Origin of the sequence: Agrilactobacillus fermenti, from assembly GCF_021030645.1 — a bacterium.
In the GTDB taxonomy this organism is placed as follows: domain Bacteria; phylum Bacillota; class Bacilli; order Lactobacillales; family Lactobacillaceae; genus Agrilactobacillus; species Agrilactobacillus fermenti.
The window spans coordinates 24,574-42,553 of the sequence record NZ_JACGCJ010000003.1 but is presented as its reverse complement, the minus strand read 5'-3'; the positions used below and the strand labels follow the sequence as shown (position 1 = coordinate 42,553).

The 17,980-nt window shown below is 39.5% G+C and carries 18 protein-coding genes; 3 read left to right on the top strand and 15 right to left on the bottom strand.

The genetic code is table 11. The annotated features are described in order from the left end of the window. Nucleotides 1-19: 19 nt before the first annotated feature. The 5 genes from FHQ08_RS01485 to FHQ08_RS01465 form a co-directional block, all read right to left on the bottom strand. Nucleotides 20-754, bottom strand: a complete 735-nt coding sequence (locus FHQ08_RS01485) for a sulfite exporter TauE/SafE family protein (protein ID WP_230912614.1) — start codon at nt 752-754, stop codon at nt 20-22. Nucleotides 755-844: 90 nt separating this feature from the next. Next, nucleotides 845-1,072 (bottom strand): hypothetical protein, encoded by a 228-nt coding sequence (locus tag FHQ08_RS01480; RefSeq protein ID WP_230912613.1) that lies wholly within the window; start codon nt 1,070-1,072, stop codon nt 845-847. A gap of 43 nt (nt 1,073-1,115) precedes the next feature. Then, the gene (locus tag FHQ08_RS01475) at nt 1,116-1,487 is read right to left on the bottom strand and encodes an ATP-binding protein (protein WP_230912612.1); all 372 of its coding nucleotides are present in this window, start codon (nt 1,485-1,487) and stop codon (nt 1,116-1,118) included. Nucleotides 1,488-1,540: 53 nt separating this feature from the next. Continuing rightward, entirely contained in the window at nt 1,541-2,545 is a 1,005-nt protein-coding gene (locus FHQ08_RS01470) for a sensor histidine kinase (RefSeq protein WP_230912611.1), read from the bottom strand. Then, on the bottom strand, nt 2,535-3,221 hold the full coding sequence (locus FHQ08_RS01465; RefSeq protein WP_230912610.1) for a response regulator transcription factor: 687 nt from the start codon (nt 3,219-3,221) through the stop codon (nt 2,535-2,537). Before FHQ08_RS01465 ends, FHQ08_RS01470 begins: the two co-directional genes overlap by 11 nt. A 143-nt stretch (nt 3,222-3,364) precedes the next feature. Here FHQ08_RS01465 and FHQ08_RS01460 point away from each other — a divergent pair, with 143 nt between their 5' ends. Genes FHQ08_RS01460 through FHQ08_RS01450 form a run of 3 tightly spaced genes read left to right on the top strand, consistent with a single transcriptional unit; the run spans nt 3,365 to nt 5,549 of the window. Then, nucleotides 3,365-4,060, top strand: a complete 696-nt coding sequence (locus FHQ08_RS01460; RefSeq protein ID WP_230912609.1) for an ATP-binding cassette domain-containing protein — start codon at nt 3,365-3,367, stop codon at nt 4,058-4,060. 1 nt (nt 4,061) lies between these two features. Continuing rightward, entirely contained in the window at nt 4,062-4,811 is a 750-nt protein-coding gene (locus FHQ08_RS01455; RefSeq protein ID WP_230912608.1) for a lantibiotic immunity ABC transporter MutE/EpiE family permease subunit, read from the top strand. Next, nucleotides 4,812-5,549, top strand: coding sequence for an ABC transporter permease (locus tag FHQ08_RS01450; RefSeq protein ID WP_269073831.1), 738 nt, complete (start codon nt 4,812-4,814; stop codon nt 5,547-5,549). Nucleotides 5,550-5,605: 56 nt separating this feature from the next. Here FHQ08_RS01450 and pgmB read toward each other — a convergent pair whose 3' ends face one another. The 10 genes from pgmB to FHQ08_RS01400 form a co-directional block, all read right to left on the bottom strand. Next, on the bottom strand, nt 5,606-6,286 hold the full coding sequence (gene pgmB, locus FHQ08_RS01445) for a beta-phosphoglucomutase (RefSeq protein ID WP_230912606.1): 681 nt from the start codon (nt 6,284-6,286) through the stop codon (nt 5,606-5,608). Next, entirely contained in the window at nt 6,286-8,553 is a 2,268-nt protein-coding gene (locus tag FHQ08_RS01440) for a glycoside hydrolase family 65 protein (protein ID WP_230912605.1), read from the bottom strand. Before FHQ08_RS01440 ends, pgmB begins: the two co-directional genes overlap by 1 nt. Before the next feature lie 29 nt (nt 8,554-8,582). Beyond that, nucleotides 8,583-9,686, bottom strand: a complete 1,104-nt coding sequence (locus tag FHQ08_RS01435; RefSeq protein WP_230912604.1) for an ABC transporter ATP-binding protein — start codon at nt 9,684-9,686, stop codon at nt 8,583-8,585. Nucleotides 9,687-9,882: 196 nt separating this feature from the next. Continuing rightward, a complete protein-coding gene (locus FHQ08_RS01430) occupies nt 9,883-10,518 on the bottom strand; it encodes a hypothetical protein (RefSeq protein WP_230912603.1) in 636 nt (211 codons plus the stop codon). Between the two features lie 202 nt (nt 10,519-10,720). Further along, nucleotides 10,721-11,524: a carbohydrate ABC transporter permease gene (locus FHQ08_RS01425; RefSeq protein ID WP_230912602.1), complete on the bottom strand. Its 804-nt coding sequence runs from the start codon at nt 11,522-11,524 to the stop codon at nt 10,721-10,723. Beyond that, entirely contained in the window at nt 11,524-12,363 is an 840-nt protein-coding gene (locus FHQ08_RS01420; RefSeq protein ID WP_230912601.1) for a carbohydrate ABC transporter permease, read from the bottom strand. The genes FHQ08_RS01425 and FHQ08_RS01420 overlap by 1 nt, the downstream gene beginning before the upstream one ends. Nucleotides 12,364-12,410: 47 nt before the next feature. Next, the gene (locus tag FHQ08_RS01415; protein ID WP_230912600.1) at nt 12,411-13,715 is read right to left on the bottom strand and encodes an ABC transporter substrate-binding protein; all 1,305 of its coding nucleotides are present in this window, start codon (nt 13,713-13,715) and stop codon (nt 12,411-12,413) included. 180 nt (nt 13,716-13,895) lie between these two features. Further along, a complete protein-coding gene (locus FHQ08_RS01410; RefSeq protein WP_230912599.1) occupies nt 13,896-15,188 on the bottom strand; it encodes an alpha-amylase family glycosyl hydrolase in 1,293 nt (430 codons plus the stop codon). Then, nucleotides 15,188-16,858, bottom strand: coding sequence for a glycoside hydrolase family 13 protein (locus FHQ08_RS01405; RefSeq protein ID WP_230912598.1), 1,671 nt, complete (start codon nt 16,856-16,858; stop codon nt 15,188-15,190). Before FHQ08_RS01405 ends, FHQ08_RS01410 begins: the two co-directional genes overlap by 1 nt. A 164-nt stretch (nt 16,859-17,022) precedes the next feature. Then, nucleotides 17,023-17,970, bottom strand: coding sequence for a LacI family DNA-binding transcriptional regulator (locus FHQ08_RS01400; protein WP_407929106.1), 948 nt, complete (start codon nt 17,968-17,970; stop codon nt 17,023-17,025). Nucleotides 17,971-17,980: the final 10 nt, after the last annotated feature.

Here is a 17,980-nt window from a genome sequence, read left to right as displayed (position 1 = left end):
GACAATTGCAAAAACAACCTCACGCGCGGACAAACAAAATGAGCCCAAAAACAATCAATAATCCATAAATATACTTTACCATTTGTTGATTATTAATTTTATAAGTCAACCAATTGCCTAACCAAATGGTGAATACTAACAATGGTAGACAAATCAACAGAATTTTAACCACTTCCAAGCTCCAAAAGCCAGATACCACATGACTGAAAACGACAATGACACCAACGCATAAGAAATGTGCCTGTAAAATGCCACGTAGTTCTTTAACCGGCCATTTCTTCAGCGCGCCATACACCACAATCGGCACCCCGTGACTATTATAGGCGCTGCCGAGAATACCTGAGATCAGCCCTGCCAAATAATCCCAAGCATCAGCTTGCAAATGTGGTTTACTTTGATGCTGACGCAAAACTTTAATCAAACTATAAGTACCATAAAGTACAAGGAAAATACTTAAGCCCCGCATGATCCAACTGGTTTTCACATAGGTGATCAGTAAAATGCCTACTGGTACACCGAAAATTGAACCGGTCACTAGGCGCCGCACCACCGCAAAATTGATATGTTCCCGATACCTAATTGTTGCGGGTAAAGCGACTAATAATCCCAGCGCCCCGATCAACGCAATCGATGTTTTCAAATCAAAACTAATCAAGGCTAAAAGCGGCATGGTCACCAGTGCTTCACCAAATCCAAAAACAGTACGCATCAAAGCCCCAAACAAAACGATCAAAACAACTAATGCAATCTCCATGTCAAAAACCTCAATCTATTTATACTTAGTTATACTATATCGTTTTGAGTGTGTTTGATGCAAAAACTCAACCTTTATTCCTGGGCAAACTTAACGAGCACCCGGCCTTTTTTCCTGGCAGTCGCGACTTGTCTGAATTTCTGTATATGGCAAGATCCGGTCAATAAAGGGCTGCAATTGCTTTTTGGCAATCAGTTCTAGTATTTGTTGATAACCACTGGGAGCTAATGGTCGATTTGAAAACTGAACCTGAATATCTGGCCTTTGGGCTATATAATCATTGATTGCTGAAGAAAATAAAATACCATTTGTTTTCAAAAATACCTCACTTTGGTGTAACAAAGACTGGACACCTGTTGTATCAAAAATTACGTCCGCTGTTTTCCAAGGTTAACGTGTCTGGATCAGTAACTACCTGTGCCTTTTTTACATAAATACTGACAGTTGCTTGCTCATTTTCATTTTTCAGAATAATTCTGCCTTTCATTTTTTTAATCATCAAATCTGACATATAGAGACCCAAACTGAAGTGCTCTTTTCCATCTTGTTGTTTGTTGACACGAAATGGTATAAATTTTTGCTTCAAATAATCATTAGAGAACAGTGAGCCTGTGTTGCTAATAGTAATCGCAACTTCTGATGTAAACTCAACGACTGAACATATAATCTTTCCCTCTTGATCAACATGTTCAACAGCATTTTTAAGAATATTTTGCACAATTCTTGTAAACATCATTGTATCAACGTAAGCAGCTACTGGACTGTCATTATAGCCAACTTCAATATTTATTTTTTAGATTCAAACAATCCTGAGAATTCTGCGAATACTTCGTGTAAAAAATCGTTTATATCAACTTTCTTACAATTCAAAGTATAGCTATCCATGTTTAATCGCGCCATTTTAAGCAATTCCGTTAATAATTGATCCACTTTAGAAACTTCCGATGTAATAACGGCACACGTTCTTTTTATTTCTGTATTTTCCGACAAAAGTTCAAGCATTTCAGTTTCAGCATTGATCACAGTTAGTGGTGTTCGAACATCATGAGCAATTGAAGAAAATAGATGTTTTTGAACGACTGCTTTCTGTTGAGAGTCGTCTAGCAAATTCTTCAATTCTATTCTCATTTGATTTACTTGCCTAGATAATTCACCAAATTCATTATCTAAGAAAGTAGGCAAGGGTTGTGATAAATCACCCGCTTCAATGTTTGCCAAGTGAGATTCGATGATTCTAAATTTCCACCGAATATTTTTGTACAACTTAGACGTAAAAAAACTAAGGAAGACAATAAAGAAAATAAATGGACTTGCCACTATAAAATACTGAAATAATATATTCAAATAATCCACGAATGGATTTCCAGTCGAAAAAGCTGGATAAATCATCATCACTTTGACACTTGGATTCTGATCAAGCTTTTCAAAAACATATACCTTGTGATTTTCCACAAATGAGTTTGTCTCGCTAGATATCTTGGTTAACCTAATTTTAGATTTTGGAAAATCGCTACTTTTAACCACTTTTCTGCCATCAATTAAAATTAAATATTGAAATTTCGAATCTTTTTCCTGTAACATGCTGGTTCTTGTCGATAATAGATTAGGAATTTCTTTTTTTACATTATTTAAAAAATTCGGTGCATAAATTTTATCATAATAATTTCTAGGAAAAATCGACAACCACAGGAACCACCCAATCAGAACCATTGCAATTGATAATACTGTTGAAATAACTACTTTCACTACTAGCAAGCTAAATGATCGTTTAAGTGAATAGTTATTTCTCATATTTTGGCTCCCAAATATATCCTAGTCCATATTTAGTTTGTATATAAGTAAATTCGTCATCACACTCAGCTAATTTAGCTCTGATTTTTTTAATATGTTCAATAACTGTACTGATATCACTTTCACTATTAAATCCCCAAACAGTTTCAAAAATTTGGTCTTTACTAATGACATTTCCAATATTACTAATCAATTTTTCTACAACCAAGTATTCTTTTTTTGGAAACATGACAACCATATCGTTAATAATAATTTGTTTTTTTTCTTTATTTAAAACAACATTTTGTGTTCTAATCCTTTTCTTAAGCTCATGGTTTCTGTTTTCTCTTCTTAAGTGACTATCAATCTTTGCTTTAAGTTGTTTTAAGCTAAACGGCTTCGTAATGTAATCATCACCACCACTTTCTAGGCCCTGAATAATATCTTCTTCAAGGCCTAAAGCACTTATAAAAATAATTGGGTACGAAACGGCATCACGGATACGTTCACAAATATCAATACCGTTAATATCAGGCAACATGACATCTAGCAGCATTAGGTCAAAAAGGGAAATATCAATGCCATCCAGTTCTTGAAACGAATGGACAATCGTTATGATGTAGCCGCTCATTTCTAAATATTGCCTCACTAATTTCGTAATTTGGATATCATCGTCAACATAAATAATCCTGGTCATCTAAACACACCCACTTCTTAGTAATTAGATTCTACCAAACACATCCCCACAAATCAGCTCTAAATTAATGGTTTTTAGTTTATAAAAACTTTATGGTTCACTGTTAAATTAATCTACATAATCAAGTAAGGAGTAAAAATCAAATGGAACTCATACTAAAAACGGTTAATTTAACAAAAAGATTCGGTACCCAAGTTGCTGTTGCTGCCCTTTCTATCAATGTTAGAAAAAATTCGATCTATGGCTTGGTAGGCCCAAACGGTGCTGGAAAATCGACCATTTTAAAAATGCTTACAGGTAGTATCAAACCAACCAATGGAAATATCTGTTTTATCACTGAAACGCACCATAAACTAAAAATTGGCGCATTAATTGAAACACCGGCACTATACAAAAACCTAACAGCCGAAGAGAATCTCTTAGTTCTGGTAAAATTATTAGGGCTTAAAAAGAGTCAAATACACAAGGTCCTACGTTTAGTAGACTTAGAAAACACAGGAAGAAAGACCGTTGCCAAATTCTCTTTAGGCATGAAACAACGTCTAGGTATTGCCTCGGCACTTATCGGTGAACCGAATTTACTAATTTTAGATGAACCAACGAATGGTTTAGATCCACTTAACATAAAAAAACTCAGAGACTTAATTAAGTCTCTGCCTAGCCTAGGCATCACTGTGATCATTTCTAGTCATAATTTAAATGAAATCCAACATATAACAAATGATATCTGTATTTTAAATGGCGGTCTGCTGAAATATGAGGGAAAACTACCAGATAATACCAACTTAGAAGATTTCTTCCTAACAACACTAAACTCAAAGCACACTGGAGCAATCTAAAATGATAGATTATATTATTGCTGAATACTACAAAGGAAAAAGATCTTTCAGTCATTTCTTTCCAGTGTTTTTCCCACTGCTCATTACTCTTCTATGTATCCCATTTTCACGATTTATGTATTTTGATACTAATTTATTTGTGCCATTAACATATAATTGGTGGCCGGCACTTTTTTTGCCAATGGGCTTAACAATTTTAAGCTATCAAACTGTTCAAAGAGAAAAAGAAGCACATACTTACAATTATATTTATTTGTTAAAGCAAAATATCTTTTGGCGCGCAAAAATCGTTACTTTAGTCATCTACTCATTTGTTGCTAATAGCTTGGTAGCTATTTTGACTATAATTCTAGAGCATATCATCTATGATTCAGAAAACATCATCACAGGTCCCGTTTTACTAACATCGCTCATTCTCTGGCTTACAACATTATTCATCATCCCGCTCTCCCTTCTGATTTCACAGTTAACCATGCCTATTCTTTCAGTTATTACGAATTTGATAGGACTGGTTGCTGCTGCTTTCACGATTACAAAGGCATATTGGTATCTTAATCCCTGGAGCTGGTCATTACGTCTAATTACGCCGATTATTAAAACTAATCCCAATGGTACCCTAATGCAAAAAGGCGATCTCCTTGATACACCTACAATAATTCCACCTAGTCTTTGCCTTGCAACTATTGTTTTTTTCATACTTTACGCAAGTGTACCGTTAATTTTATCTAGAACACGGGGGAAAATTGATTAGATGATATGTTCATTACTTAGTGCAGAATGGCTTAAAACCAAAAGATCAGTTTTTAAATTAATGCTATTCAGTGCACCAATTTTATTCAATTTATTCATTTTTAGTTACCTTTTTTTATCACAGCAAAAGGTCTCCATAAACCATTTTTGCTTTAATTATTTTGCAGTTATAAACTTTCTACTCCCATTTATGCTTAGTTTTACCTTAGCTTTATTAAGCCAAATTGAACAAGATGCAAATCAATTTAACAATATTTTAGGTTTAAACCGACATTATTATCTCCTATTATCGGCAAAATTTGCTTTTTCATTTTTAACCATTAGTGGTTCATTCTTATTCAATATCAGTCTCACGATCATATTACTTAAAATCGCTTTTAATGTGCCAATAGCTTTTTATGTCAGTGGTTTTAGTTACAGTTTTACATTAATTTGGTGTGCTTTTATGACTTGGTTTGTTCTATGCTTCTTCTTAAGTATTTTATGTCGTTTTATTACAATGTTTTTCTTTGGATTAGCCACCTCATTACTAACTGCTATTATTGGTCTTACAGCATTAGGCAACGATATTTGGCCATTTTTTCCATTTACGTGGGGAAGCCGCCTTATTTCAATCAGTTACTTTGATTTAATCGTGCTTTTCAATGAACATATCTTTTTGGGCTTTTTATACCTCGTGTCTCCTCTAATTATCTTTTTTATTTTACTTTTTTCTTGTGTATCCATTCTCAGAAAATAATCATAAAAAAACTACTCACTACCTTGACACGAATCAAGTTAGTGAGCAGCTTTTAATTATGATTGAAAATATACGCTTTGCTGAATGTGCTTTAGCGTCAATGCTTGGGTATCTTTGAAATTAATATTGGCTGCTGATAATACTTGCGGGTCCCCAATGCCAACTGAAACTTCACCGGCAGCATTGATAGCAGCAATACCAGCAATAGCATCTTCAATACCGATCACTTGCGTTGGCGGTAAATGAATGATTTCGGCAGCACGAATAAATATTTCAGGGTCTGGTTTACCTTGATGCAGCGTATTGGGATCCACAATACCGTCAAAGCGATCCGCTATACCTAATTTATCTAAGATAAAGGGCGCATTCTTAGAAGCAGAAGCAATCGACAATAAATAGTGCGCCTGTTGCAATTCATCTAAAAATTGAAGTATGCCCGGTAAAATATCAGCGGGCGTCAATTGTTGGATCAGCGCCTGGTAATTATCATTTTTCTGTTGTGCCAACGCTTCTTTTTGCGCCTGCGTGTAATCTTGTTCGTGACCACCGGTACGTAAAATAAGCTCTAGTGAGTCCATTCGACTAACGCCGCGCAAACCATTAGCCAAAGTCTCAGACCAAGGTGTGCCGACCGCATCAGCCGTCTTATGCCACGCCTGGGCATGGAATCGAGCAGTATCTGTGATTACCCCGTCTAAATCAAATGCAAAACCTTTAATTGTTTTGAAGTCAGCCATTAGTCAGCCTCCTTAGCGATTAATTTCATTGGTTTACCAGCTAAATCTACGGTAATTGGTTCGCCCTGGAGTAACGTTAACTGACTGCCAGTTTTAGTCACTGATACTTGAATCAAACGGCCACGGAATAAAATTCGAAATTCATAGCCCGTCCATTGTTGCGGTAAAAATGGTGCAAAGTGTAATTGCCCCTGACGGACACGCATGCCTGCAAAACCTTGAACAATGGCAAGCCAACTGCCAGTCATACTGGTAATATGCAGGCCGTCATCCGTATCATTATTATAATTATCTAGATCCAAGCGCGCAGTGCGAGCATACATCTCTACAGCTTTGGCTTCATCGTGGAGATCAGCAGCTAAAATAGCATGAACGGACGGTGACAAACTAGATTCATGGACCGTTAATGGTTCATAGAAATCAAAATTTTTGCGCTTCGTTTCAGTATCAAAATCATCAATAAAATACCAAATTCCTTGGAGCACGTCAGCTTGTTTAATGTACGGTGACCGCAGTATTTTATCCCAAGACCAGTGCTGATTGATTGGGCGCTGTTCCCGCGGAATGGTAGATACTGGTTGAAGATCTTTATCAAAGAAATCATCATTTTGAATGAACACGCCAGTCTCAGTATCCACGCCCAAATACATGCGATCAACAATATCCCGCCAATGTGCTTGTTCCGTTTCACTAACTGCCAATTCTGTTTGCTTCTCAGCCGATACTTTCGGTAACTGCGCCAAGGTATATTTTAATGTCCATTGGGCTAAGAAGTTGGTATACCAATTGTTATTGACATTATTCTCATACTCATTTGGCCCGGTCACACCATGAATCACATATTTTCCGCGCCGTTTGGAATAATGTACCCGATCGGCCCAAAAACGGGAAATAGCCACTAAGACATCAACACCTTTTGCCTTAAGGTAAGTTTCATCACCAGTATATTTGGTGTAATTATAGATTGCATAAGCAATCGTCCCGTTACGGTGGATCTCCTCAAAAGTGATCTCCCATTCATTATGATTTTCAATGCCATTGAAAGTCACCATTGGATATAGTGCACCCTTTAATCCTTGCTGTTTGGCATTATGAAAAGCACCTGATAGTTGGTCATATCGGTATTGTAACAGGTGGCGAGCGACACTAGGATCCGCAATGCCCAAGTAAACTGGTAAAGCAAATCCTTCTGTATCCCAGTATGTTGCACCACCGTATTTTTCACCAGTAAAGCCTTTGGGACCGATATTCAACCGCGCATCTTCACCATAATAGGTAGCAAACAGCTGAAATAGATTAAAACGAATGCCTTGTTGCGCAGCGTCATCTCCGCTGATCTGCACATCTGACTTAGCCCAACGTTGCGCCCACTGCTCAGCTGAAGCGGCCAATAGCGCCGCAAAACTCTGACTGGCTACTGTCTTCAAAAGTTCTGCGGCTCGAGTTTTCAACTGCTCTCGCGTATAATCTCGTGAAGTCGTGACGATCGTCTTTTTAACTAATGTCGCCTGACCTTGACTAGCGAGCTCACCAACAAAACGATTGCTTACAGATACACCATTATCTGTCCCAGTTTGAGGGGCTAAACCTTGACAATCATTTGCCATTAAGACCCCCAGCACAAATTGTGGTGTGCCAAAATCATTCGGAATGGTCTCGGTTTGCAAATAACCTTGGGTAGCTTGAGCTTGTAATTCTTGAACAGTCCAAAAGTGCGTGCCATAGTTCGCATCTTCATTTGATACATCTGCATCCAGTACTGAATTGATCTCTAAATGAACAGCCGCTTGGCTCAAATTAGTCACTTGAATACGCTGTGCCGCCAATTCTTTAGTCGCAATACTTAAAAACCTTTCAAATTGAAAAGCTAATTTCACATCGTTACGGATCAAAGTGAAGCGTCGCGTCAATAGCCCTTGGCGCATATCCAAATCTAATTGAAAATCAGTAATCGTATCCTTAGCTAAATCTAAGGGTTCGCCGTTCACCAAAATTTCAACTTTGATAAAATTAACGGCATTGATCACCTTTCCGAAGTATTCAGGATAGCCATTTTTCCACCAGCCAACCCGGGTTTTGTCTGGATACCAGATGCCACCGATATAAATACCTGGTAAACTGTCCCCGCTATATTGTTCTTCGAAAAAACCGCGCATGCCCATATAGCCGTTCCCTAAGCTCGTCATGGATTCTTGTAATCGGCGTTGCGCTGGATCAAACTGACTGGTTCTAATGTGCCAAGGATCAATATCAAAGATTCTTTGCATTTCATACCCCTCCTTTCATCATTGCTTGTTTAAGCTGTAATAACAGCTTCTGTATCTTTATCAAAGAAATGCGCTTTACTCATTTCAAAAGCCATCTGAACATTTTCACCAGGTTTATGGTAATCACGTGCATTCACTTGAGCGACAAATTCGGTTTCGCCAGTCTTGGAATACAACATAGAATCCGTACCTAAGAATTCAGAAACTTCTACCCGCGCGTTCACAACGGCATCTTGCATGGCTTCAAGTGCTACTTCTTCCGTATGAATATCTTCTGGGCGAATACCTACGACCAATTCTTTGTCATTATAACCTTGAGCCACCAAGGTTTTTAGCCAACCTTCAGGTACCGCCACGGTCAAGCCTTTCCCGTTACTAACGATGCCATCATGCAATCTGGCTTCAAAGAAGTTCATGGATGGGGAGCCCATGAAGCCAGCAACGAATTTATTGACTGGCTTATTGTATAATTCATCAGGCGTCCCAACTTGTTGGATCTTACCGTCATTCATGATTACAATGCGGTCAGCCATCGTCATCGCTTCAACTTGATCATGGGTCACATAGATCATATTAGTTCCCAAACGTTGGTGCAGTTGGGCAATTTCTGTCCGCATTTGAACCCGAAGTTTGGCGTCCAAGTTAGAAAGCGGCTCGTCTAACAAGAACAGACTGGCATCACGTACGATTGCACGGCCTAAAGCCACCCGTTGCCGTTGTCCCCCGGATAAAGCGCCAGGTTTACGTTGCAAGTAATCTGTTAAGCCTAAAATTTCAGCCGCCTCATCGACGCGTTTTTTAATCTCCGGTTTAGCCATCTTACGAATTTTTAGCCCAAAGGCCATATTATCAAACACAGTCATTTGGGGGTACAACGCATAATTTTGAAAAACCATCGCGATATTGCGATCTTTAGGATGGACTTTGTTCATGACTTTGCCATCCATCTTTAGATCACCCTTGGTAATGTCCTCCAAACCGGCAATCATCCGTAATGTGGTTGATTTTCCACAGCCGGATGGTCCAACAAACACAACAAACTCATTGTCAGCCATATCTAAATTGAAATCAGTTACAGAATCCTGATCATTGCCAGGATATCTTTTATAAACGTGTTCTAATTGAATCTGCATATTAAACGCTCCTCGTCATATAAGCCGCTGAGACAAAACTAACAGTTTGTTTTCAGCTACCTGTCAATTAAACGTGTTCCAAAAGGCAATGTCCTCACCTAACAACGACTCACTCAAATGGAAAAGCTCACCATTTATCGTGATTCTTGTTAGTGCTCGGCCACTGACCGCCTTTTGTCTCACTCTCATATTAGCCCTAATCAACTTTGATCAACTTGTTGGCACAAAAGGCTGACAGTGACATACTGCATAGCAACAGCAGAAAAATTACCCGAAGTTCTATATTGACCCCCAGTAACAAAATCATAATGACGGTCACTAAGAAAAACCGCAATGGCTGTTTCAACCAAAGATGTAACGGTGCAACATCATATTGAGCGGCCAACACTAGATCGAGCCAAACCATCAACAACAGGATTGCTCCCGCAATTAAGGCAGCGGATAAAAAGACCTGATCTTTAGCGATTTTGAAGAATTGGACCCATAGTGTCCCGACTAATGCGGCAATCAGATTGAAACGCCACTGCTTCAGCGATCGTAAAAAACTCTGCCAAGTCTCTTTAAAATAGGTATTGTGATCCATTGCTTGCCAGTGTATGACACTTGCAAAAACACCCTGACTCGCAGGCATCAAAAAGTTCATGGCACTGAGTAAAACAAGCATCAGTGTAACTAAAGCAACTGGCCCACTGGGTAAAGCTAGCCAAAAGACTAACAAAATCCAAAATGGCAGCGTTACCGCAAACCAAACCAAGTTAATGGAGACCAATGCCGTCAGCCAATTACCGATAGCTAATAATCGTTGCCCAAATTTAGATTGTAAATTAAGCACGGGAAAGACCTCCTTGAATTTTGGCTTGCTTAAACGCGCTCGCCCAGCCAAACTTGTTGCCTAATGCAAGCAGCTTTTGCTTAAACGCGTTCGCAACACCAGCTTCGTCACCTAACTACGAATCTCTTGAATGGCAATCGCCATTCAGCGTGATTCTTGTTAGTGCTCTGAAGCTAACCGGTGTTGCTCACGCTCTGCTCTGCTATTTGACTGCGCCGTCGGTGACGCCTTTGATAATATAACGTTGTGCGAAGGCGTAAAAGATAATGACTGGCAGGATAGAGAGTGCTAGTCCGGCTAGGGCTAAATGCCATTGTTTGGTGTATTGACCAAAGAAGAAGAACATCTGCAATGGAATGGTGTACTGGTGCTGCGGTAAGACAAGTGACGGCAACAGATAGTCATTCCAAATGGCAATAATATTCAAAATACCAACAGTGGTCGTAATTGGTGTTAACATGGGAAAAATAATTTTGAAGAAAGTCTGAAATTTATTGGCACCTTCTAGTTCAGCTGATTCATCCATTGAAACAGGAATAGAGGCAATCGTGCCTTGGTACAAGAAAATCGACAGACTAGATTGAAAGCCAAGGTACATGATGATCAGACCCCACATATTTAACATGTGTACGCGGCCAAAGTTAGCTGTTAAAGGAATCATGACAGTTTGGAAGGGAATCAACATGGCTGACACGAATAACATCAAGATGCCACCAGATAATTTACTTTTATTTCGTTGTAGGGCAAAGGCTGCCATTGATGAAAAAATAATAATCAAAATGACCCCTACGACCGTAATGATCAATGAATTACCCAAAGAACGCATAAAATCTAAAGCTTTAAATGAATCCTGGTAGTTAGCGCCGGTGGCCGGATGCGGCAAGCCCAACACAGAAGCAAAGATGCCTTTTGGTGTTTTAAATGAGTTCGTCAAAATTAAATAAAATGGAAAGATCCACAACAAGCCTAATAGAAGGCCGACAAGTAGTGTTAAAAATTTTTTCATTATAAGTCAACCTCCCGTTTGCGATTGTAGTAGACCTGAACCAAGGATATCGCCCCGACAATGATGAAGAAGATCAATGCCTTAGCTTCGGCCTTAGCAAAATCATTTTCAGAATAGGCCGTATTGACAATATTCATGGCTAACATTTCCGTCGACTTATAGGGTCCCCCATTCGTCAAAGACAAGTTGGGATCGTAAAGTTTAAACCCATTGGATAATGTCAAGAACATGCTGACGGTAAATGCTGGCGCAATCATTGGAAAAGTAATATTCCAGAACCGCTGCCAAGCAGAAGCCCCATCAATTTCAGCGGCTTCAATAACTTCAGTGGGAATATTTTGCAAATAGGCAATGTAGATGATCATAATATAGCCACTCATCTGCCAAATCGTGACAATTACTAAGCCCCAAAAACCAGTTGTTTGGTTGGTCAGCCAACCGGATAAACCGATGGCATCAAAGACTTGAGTAAAAATAAATTGCCAGATGAAACCAAGAATCAACCCACCAATCAAATTAGGCATGAAAAAGATCGTTCTTAATAAATTATTGCCCTTAAATTTACGGGTCACAAGTAATGCTAATGACAAGCCAATCACGTTGAGTAAAATTACGGTGACGACCACAAATTTCACTGTAAACCACAAGGCGGCTAAGAAGCCGCTGTCGTGGAAGATCGCCATGTAATTTTTAAATCCTAATATCGTTGTGTAAGTTAACCCATCCCAGTTCGTGAAAGAATAGAAAATTCCCATAATAGCTGGAATAAACACAACTAATAGTAAGGCAACGAGGGTTGGCATGACAAAAAGCCAAAATGATAAACTACGATTTTTCATCATTATCCCCCTCTTAGAGATAAATCCAGAGTTAAGTTAAGTTATGATTATTTTGTGCTTTGCTGTTGTTTCCAGCCGTCAACGGCGTTCTTAACTGTCTTATTCCAGCTCTGTTTACCAGCTAAATAACGTTGTAAGTTTGGTTGTAACGTATTTGGATCCCATGACGTGCCGGTATATGCAGGAAAGACCCAACCAGTCGTCTGTTTCTTTTGGGAATAATCAAAGACAACTTGTGATAATGGATCAGCCATCTTGAAGTTATCATAGCCCTTGTAAGCTGGAACAAAGTGCAATTTATTAACGACATCTTTCTTGCCGGCATCAGAAGTATAGAGCCAAGCTAAAAAGTCTTCTGCAGCTTTTTGTTCTTTATTAGATTTCTTCTTATTGACAGCCCAGTATAGCGAAGTGCCCACTGGTAATTTACCTTCTTCACCCTTAACTGGAATAGGGATCATGGAAATTTCATTTTGCGCAAAGTTCTTATCGATCTGTTCGACCGTTGGATAGATCCAGTCCCCTTGTTGAATCATAGCTGCTTTACCTTGAGAGAAGTACTGGTTGACTTGTTGTGAATAATCCATCTGCATCACTGGTTTAATCGAATATTGTTTTTGCAAATCGATCATTTGTTTCATTTCTTCATTCGCCGTAAATTTCATACTCTTGGAATCATACATTTTTTTGGCATTGCCATTAAATTCTTGACCCAGATATAAGTTGGCTAAGTGGTCAGACAAAACCCAACTTTCCTTGCCAGGTAAAGCAAAGACACCTTTAATGCCTAATTCAGATTTCTTACTATCTAAGGTTTGTACGGCATTTTGTAGATCTGCATAAGTTTTAATACTGTTTGGATCAATCCCAGCTTTTTGGAAAACTGTCTTATTGATCACAAAACCGTAACCTTCAATATTGAATGGTACCCCAAGTGTTTGGCCATTACGTTTGACTGCGGAAGTTGTGCCCGCTAAAGCTGCTTTAGCAATCTTTGTATTCGACAGATCAGCTGCTTGTGCTGAGAATTGTTTGGCATCTGCTGGGCCAGCCAAACTAAAAATCGTTGGCGCATTTCCGGAAGAAATTCGTGTCTTCAACACGGGATTATAATCTGTACCCCCACCAATTGAGGAGACGGTGATTTTAACGTTAGGATGTGACTTCTCATATTCTTTGGCAATTTGTTTCAATTGCTTATTAACTTCGACTTTCCCTTGTAAAATCGAAATCGTTGTTTTGCCATTATCATTACTGGAACCAGAGCTACTACCACCGCTACATGCTGCTAATAAAGTCGTTGCTACAGTTGCCATGGCCACAACTGCAATTTTTTTCCAACCTAGTTTCATAAGTTAGAGCCTCCCTAACAAATTAAGTATTTTATGACACTTATTATTATGGACCTTTGAAAGCGATTGCACAATCAGAAATGTGAATGTTACCGGTAACAAAAATAAGTTCTCATGCAATTGTTCATAATTGCACTGGTTATATGATACCCATTGCAGTTTTTTGATCTGACAGCCGGCCTACATGGGTTGTAAAATCAGTGGTTGTCCTTCAAATTGAACTTTGCCCTGCTCGATCACCATATCCCTTTGCGTCAATAAATCTCGATAGGTGCCTGGTGCTAATGTCGTCTCTAATTGACCAACAAAAGGTCTTAAAGCAAAAAAGCCAATGAGTTTTTGTTCTGCCTTTTCATAACGCACATTGAGTACACGATCGTTTTCAGCCGTTACAAAATAGGCCCCTGATCTCAGTAAAGGCTGATGTTTTAATTGACTTAATTGTTGCATAAACTGAGTCAGATCGATTTTGGCATCGGTTGCACTTAAATCGATCTTGTCAGAATCAAACAAAGACGGCAAATGCTGTGCGCCAAATTCTTGACCGGCATAGATCAAAAAGCTGCCCTTTTCAAAATATTTGAACGCTAAAGCATTGATCAAAGTCGTATCATCGTGAATATAACTTGTGGCCCGTTCATTATCATGATTCTCTAAGAAACGCATCTTGACATAATTTTTGGGATACGTAATATCTAGCCGTTCCAGCAGCCGAGCATATTCCGCCAAACTGATGTTGCCTGCCAAAGCCGCTTTAAATGCTTCAATCGCATCATATTCATAGGTCATATCAAAGGCTTGGTAGATCTCACTATCGGAAGCTGCGTCAAAACCCATGTCCCGAACGATTTTAATGAATTCTGGATGATTAGTTTCTGCCAACCAGATCGTATCTGGATTCGCCGTATTGATCACTTGCCGCGCTTTCAGCCAAAAAGCCAGCGGCACTAATGGCGCAACATCACAGCGAAAGCCATCCACATACTGCCGCCACAATTTCAAAGTCTCAATTTGATAATCCCACAGTACTTTTTGCCGATAATCTAAATCCACCACATCAGACCAATCAGCAATACGATTACCCATTTTACCGGCGGCTGTCCGGTAAAACCATTCTGGATGTGTTTGTGCCAGCACCGAATCTGGCGCGGTATGATTGTAGACGACATCTAACAAGACACGCATATCTAAATCATGTGCTCGTTTGACGAAGGCCTCAAGATCTGTAAAAGTACCGATAGCTGGGTCAATTTGACGATAGTCACGAATTGCATAAGGTGACCCTAAGGCACCCTTAGCAGCGACTTGCCCGGTCGGTTGAATTGGCATCAGCCAAACAATATCCGTTCCCAAAGCTTTAATTCTAGGCAAGTCTGCCATAGCCGCTGATAAAGTCCCAGCAGGCGTATGATTCCGAACAAAGATTGAATAAATGACAGCATTACGTAAACGTATATCTGTATCTAAAGCCATTATTTGATATCCTCCAAGGCCACCGCAAGACAACTTACTGGTGCCATTTTTATTTTTTGACCATCGATTATAGCTTCACCCCGTTGCAGCCAAATCTCTTTAGCCACACTAGGTAATGTCACTTCATGGGCATCCCCCGACAAATTAGCCACCACAGCAATTTGCTGCTGCCCACACTGACGGCGGTAAGCATAGACATCTTTGGGCACCATCATAAAGTATTGCGCCCCCTGAACAAAAATCTTTTGCTGTCTCAACTGTAAAAGCTGTTGATAAAAGTGTAATAAACTATGGGGCATTTTTGACTCAGTCACCACATCAGCCGTTCCTTCAGTCGTTACCCCGATTTTCCAGGGCCGCGTTTGCGAAAAGCCGTGATATTCTCCCGGCGCCCAATGCATTGCACCACGAGCAGTCATTTTATGCACCCGATTCAAATGAGCTAAGAATTCAGTTGGCGATAAAGACATGCGTGGATCTTGCATGATCCAGTTCAATGAAACGATATCCTCAAAATCATTTAAGTTATCAAATACTTCTCCTGCTTGACCTAATTCCTCGCCATAGTAAATGATGGGAATACCGCGTTGGAGATACATCGCCATCGCCATGGCTGCTAAATAGTCATTTTTATCCCCAAACATGGGATAGCGATCGACTGTACGCGCCATATCGTGATTATTCCAATACAAAACTGGTGGTGCTGGCACCTGAGCACTAATCGCCGCAAATTGCTGCTGCATTTCCAAGACATCAATTTCTTTGCGCTGGACGCGAAAAGGCAAATCCCGATCTTCAACAATCGGTCGGTCTACCAGCGTTCGAAATGTTACAGCAGCATCACAGCGAGATCTAGTTGGATCCGTGTACTGAGCCAGTAAAGTCGTGTCTGCTGAAGCAGCTTCACCTAAAATAAATAAATCAGGCTGTTTGCGTTTCAAAGCACTTACAAAAGCTTCTAAGTATTGATTCACTTCTGGAAGATTAGCTACATAAAACTCCGCCACTGTCAATTGATCTTCTAATCCGGGATAATCCTGATCTAAAGCCGCCTTAGCAATATGAATAAAAGCATCTAACCGTAACCCATCAATGCCCTTATCAACCCAAAATTCAGCGATTTCTAACATGGCCTGGCGAACTTCTGGATTTCGCCAGTTTAAGTCAGGCATTTGCTGATTAAACAAATGAAAATAATATTGCTGCGTTTGGGGTTCTTTTTGCCAAACGGAACCACCAAAAAAAGAAGCCCAATTATTTGGTTCACGATCACCTTGACCATCTGCCCAAATATAGTAATCACGAAACGGGCTATCTCTTGACCGACAAGCATCTAAAAACCAAGGATGCTGATCAGAAGTATGATTTAACACGAAGTCCAAAATCAAATACATACCGCGCTGATGGACAGCTGCGACCAGTGCTTCAAAATCAGCCATTGTCCCAAACATAGGATCAATAGCAAAATAATTTGAAACGTCGTAGCCATTATCTCTTTGTGGTGAAACAAAAATTGGATTAAGCCAAAGTGTCGTGACGCCTAATGTTTTGAGATAATCTAGTTTGGCAATAATACCTTGAAGATCACCGACACCATCCTGGTCGTAATCATAAAAACTTTTAGGATATATCTGATAAATAACTTGATTCTGATGCCAATCAACGGCCAACGCAGTTTCCTCCCTTTATTGAATCATTATAATTATCATTAAAAAAAGTAAATTATCACACCAAACAATGTTATAAATTTACTTTATAGAATCAAACTGAATAATTCAATTTTTAACTGCGTGTTATCGGTAACAAAATATTAAGGCACCATAACAGCTGTCATTCATCGAGTCGACCCGCCAAGCTTCAAACGCGGCTTTAACAAACAATCTTCTAAAGATTGTTCTGGATGGTTGATTTTAGCCAGTAGCATATCGGCACAACGTGTCCCCAAATCAAGCATTGGCTGTTCGATCGTAGTCAACTTTGGTGTCGCAACCTGATCTAGAAAGACGCCATCAAACCCAATGACACCATAATTGTTGCCGACTGATCCAGTCACTTCTAAAATACCCTTTTCAACACCAAAAGCCAAACGATCACTGGCACAAACAAAACAAGTATTGGCTGGGATCGTTGCTAATTGGGTTTGAATATAGTGCATGGCAATACGGCTATGATTATTAAACCGCTTAATTTCTGGCACCATGCCCTGTGCTTGCATCACATGAGTGTACCCTTTTTCCCGGGACAGTTCATAAGGTTCCTGCACAGCCATGCCGATAAAAATAATATGCTCGTAATGGCGACTGAACGCATACTGAGTCGCCATCTGTGTACCCAATTCATTATTGGTATCTACAAAATTAAAGTGCCAGCGGTTTTCCCCAAAAGTAACGAAGGGCAGTTCTAACCGGGATAGCCACTCGTGATCCTTGGCTCGCATCCCGGTGATCAAATAACCATCGCTGCCTCCAATATCCAAATGACGGTCTGTCATTAATTGTAAAGAATACTGCTGTTTCGCCAAACGTTCCGCTAGACCTACCATTAGCTTCATATAATAAGGTTCCGTAATATCAATATCTTCTAAAATAAAAAACTTAATAATTTGTGTACGATTGCGAACAAGAGCCTTAGCTGCAACATTGGGCCGGTAGTCCAATTGATGCATCACTTTAAAAATGTTGATCTTAAGTTCATCCCGCACCTGCTCTGGATGATTGATAGCCCTAGAAACCGTCATCTTAGAAACGTGAGCCGCCTTCGCAATATCTTCTAGTGTTGTCACCATTTTACCT

Bases quoted from the DNA above. Each gene is read 5' to 3' on its own strand.
- FHQ08_RS01465 (WP_230912610.1), bottom strand. From the start codon at position 3,221: ATGACCAGGATTATTTATGTTGACGATGATATCCAAATTACGAAATTA.
- FHQ08_RS01485 (WP_230912614.1), bottom strand. From the start codon at position 754: ATGGAGATTGCATTAGTTGTTTTGATCGTTTTGTTTGGGGCTTTGATG.
- FHQ08_RS01415 (WP_230912600.1), bottom strand. From the start codon at position 13,715: ATGAAACTAGGTTGGAAAAAAATTGCAGTTGTGGCCATGGCAACTGTA.
- FHQ08_RS01470 (WP_230912611.1), bottom strand. From the start codon at position 2,545: ATGAGAAATAACTATTCACTTAAACGATCATTTAGCTTGCTAGTAGTG.
- FHQ08_RS01440 (WP_230912605.1), bottom strand. From the start codon at position 8,553: ATGCAAAGAATCTTTGATATTGATCCTTGGCACATTAGAACCAGTCAG.
- FHQ08_RS01460 (WP_230912609.1), top strand. From the start codon at position 3,365: ATGGAACTCATACTAAAAACGGTTAATTTAACAAAAAGATTCGGTACC.
- FHQ08_RS01475 (WP_230912612.1), bottom strand. From the start codon at position 1,487: ATGTTTACAAGAATTGTGCAAAATATTCTTAAAAATGCTGTTGAACAT.
- pgmB (WP_230912606.1), bottom strand. From the start codon at position 6,286: ATGGCTGACTTCAAAACAATTAAAGGTTTTGCATTTGATTTAGACGGG.
- FHQ08_RS01450 (WP_269073831.1), top strand. From the start codon at position 4,812: ATGATATGTTCATTACTTAGTGCAGAATGGCTTAAAACCAAAAGATCA.
- FHQ08_RS01435 (WP_230912604.1), bottom strand. From the start codon at position 9,686: ATGCAGATTCAATTAGAACACGTTTATAAAAGATATCCTGGCAATGAT.
- FHQ08_RS01420 (WP_230912601.1), bottom strand. From the start codon at position 12,363: ATGAAAAATCGTAGTTTATCATTTTGGCTTTTTGTCATGCCAACCCTC.
- FHQ08_RS01455 (WP_230912608.1), top strand. From the start codon at position 4,062: ATGATAGATTATATTATTGCTGAATACTACAAAGGAAAAAGATCTTTC.
- FHQ08_RS01410 (WP_230912599.1), bottom strand. From the start codon at position 15,188: ATGGCTTTAGATACAGATATACGTTTACGTAATGCTGTCATTTATTCA.
- FHQ08_RS01425 (WP_230912602.1), bottom strand. From the start codon at position 11,524: ATGAAAAAATTTTTAACACTACTTGTCGGCCTTCTATTAGGCTTGTTG.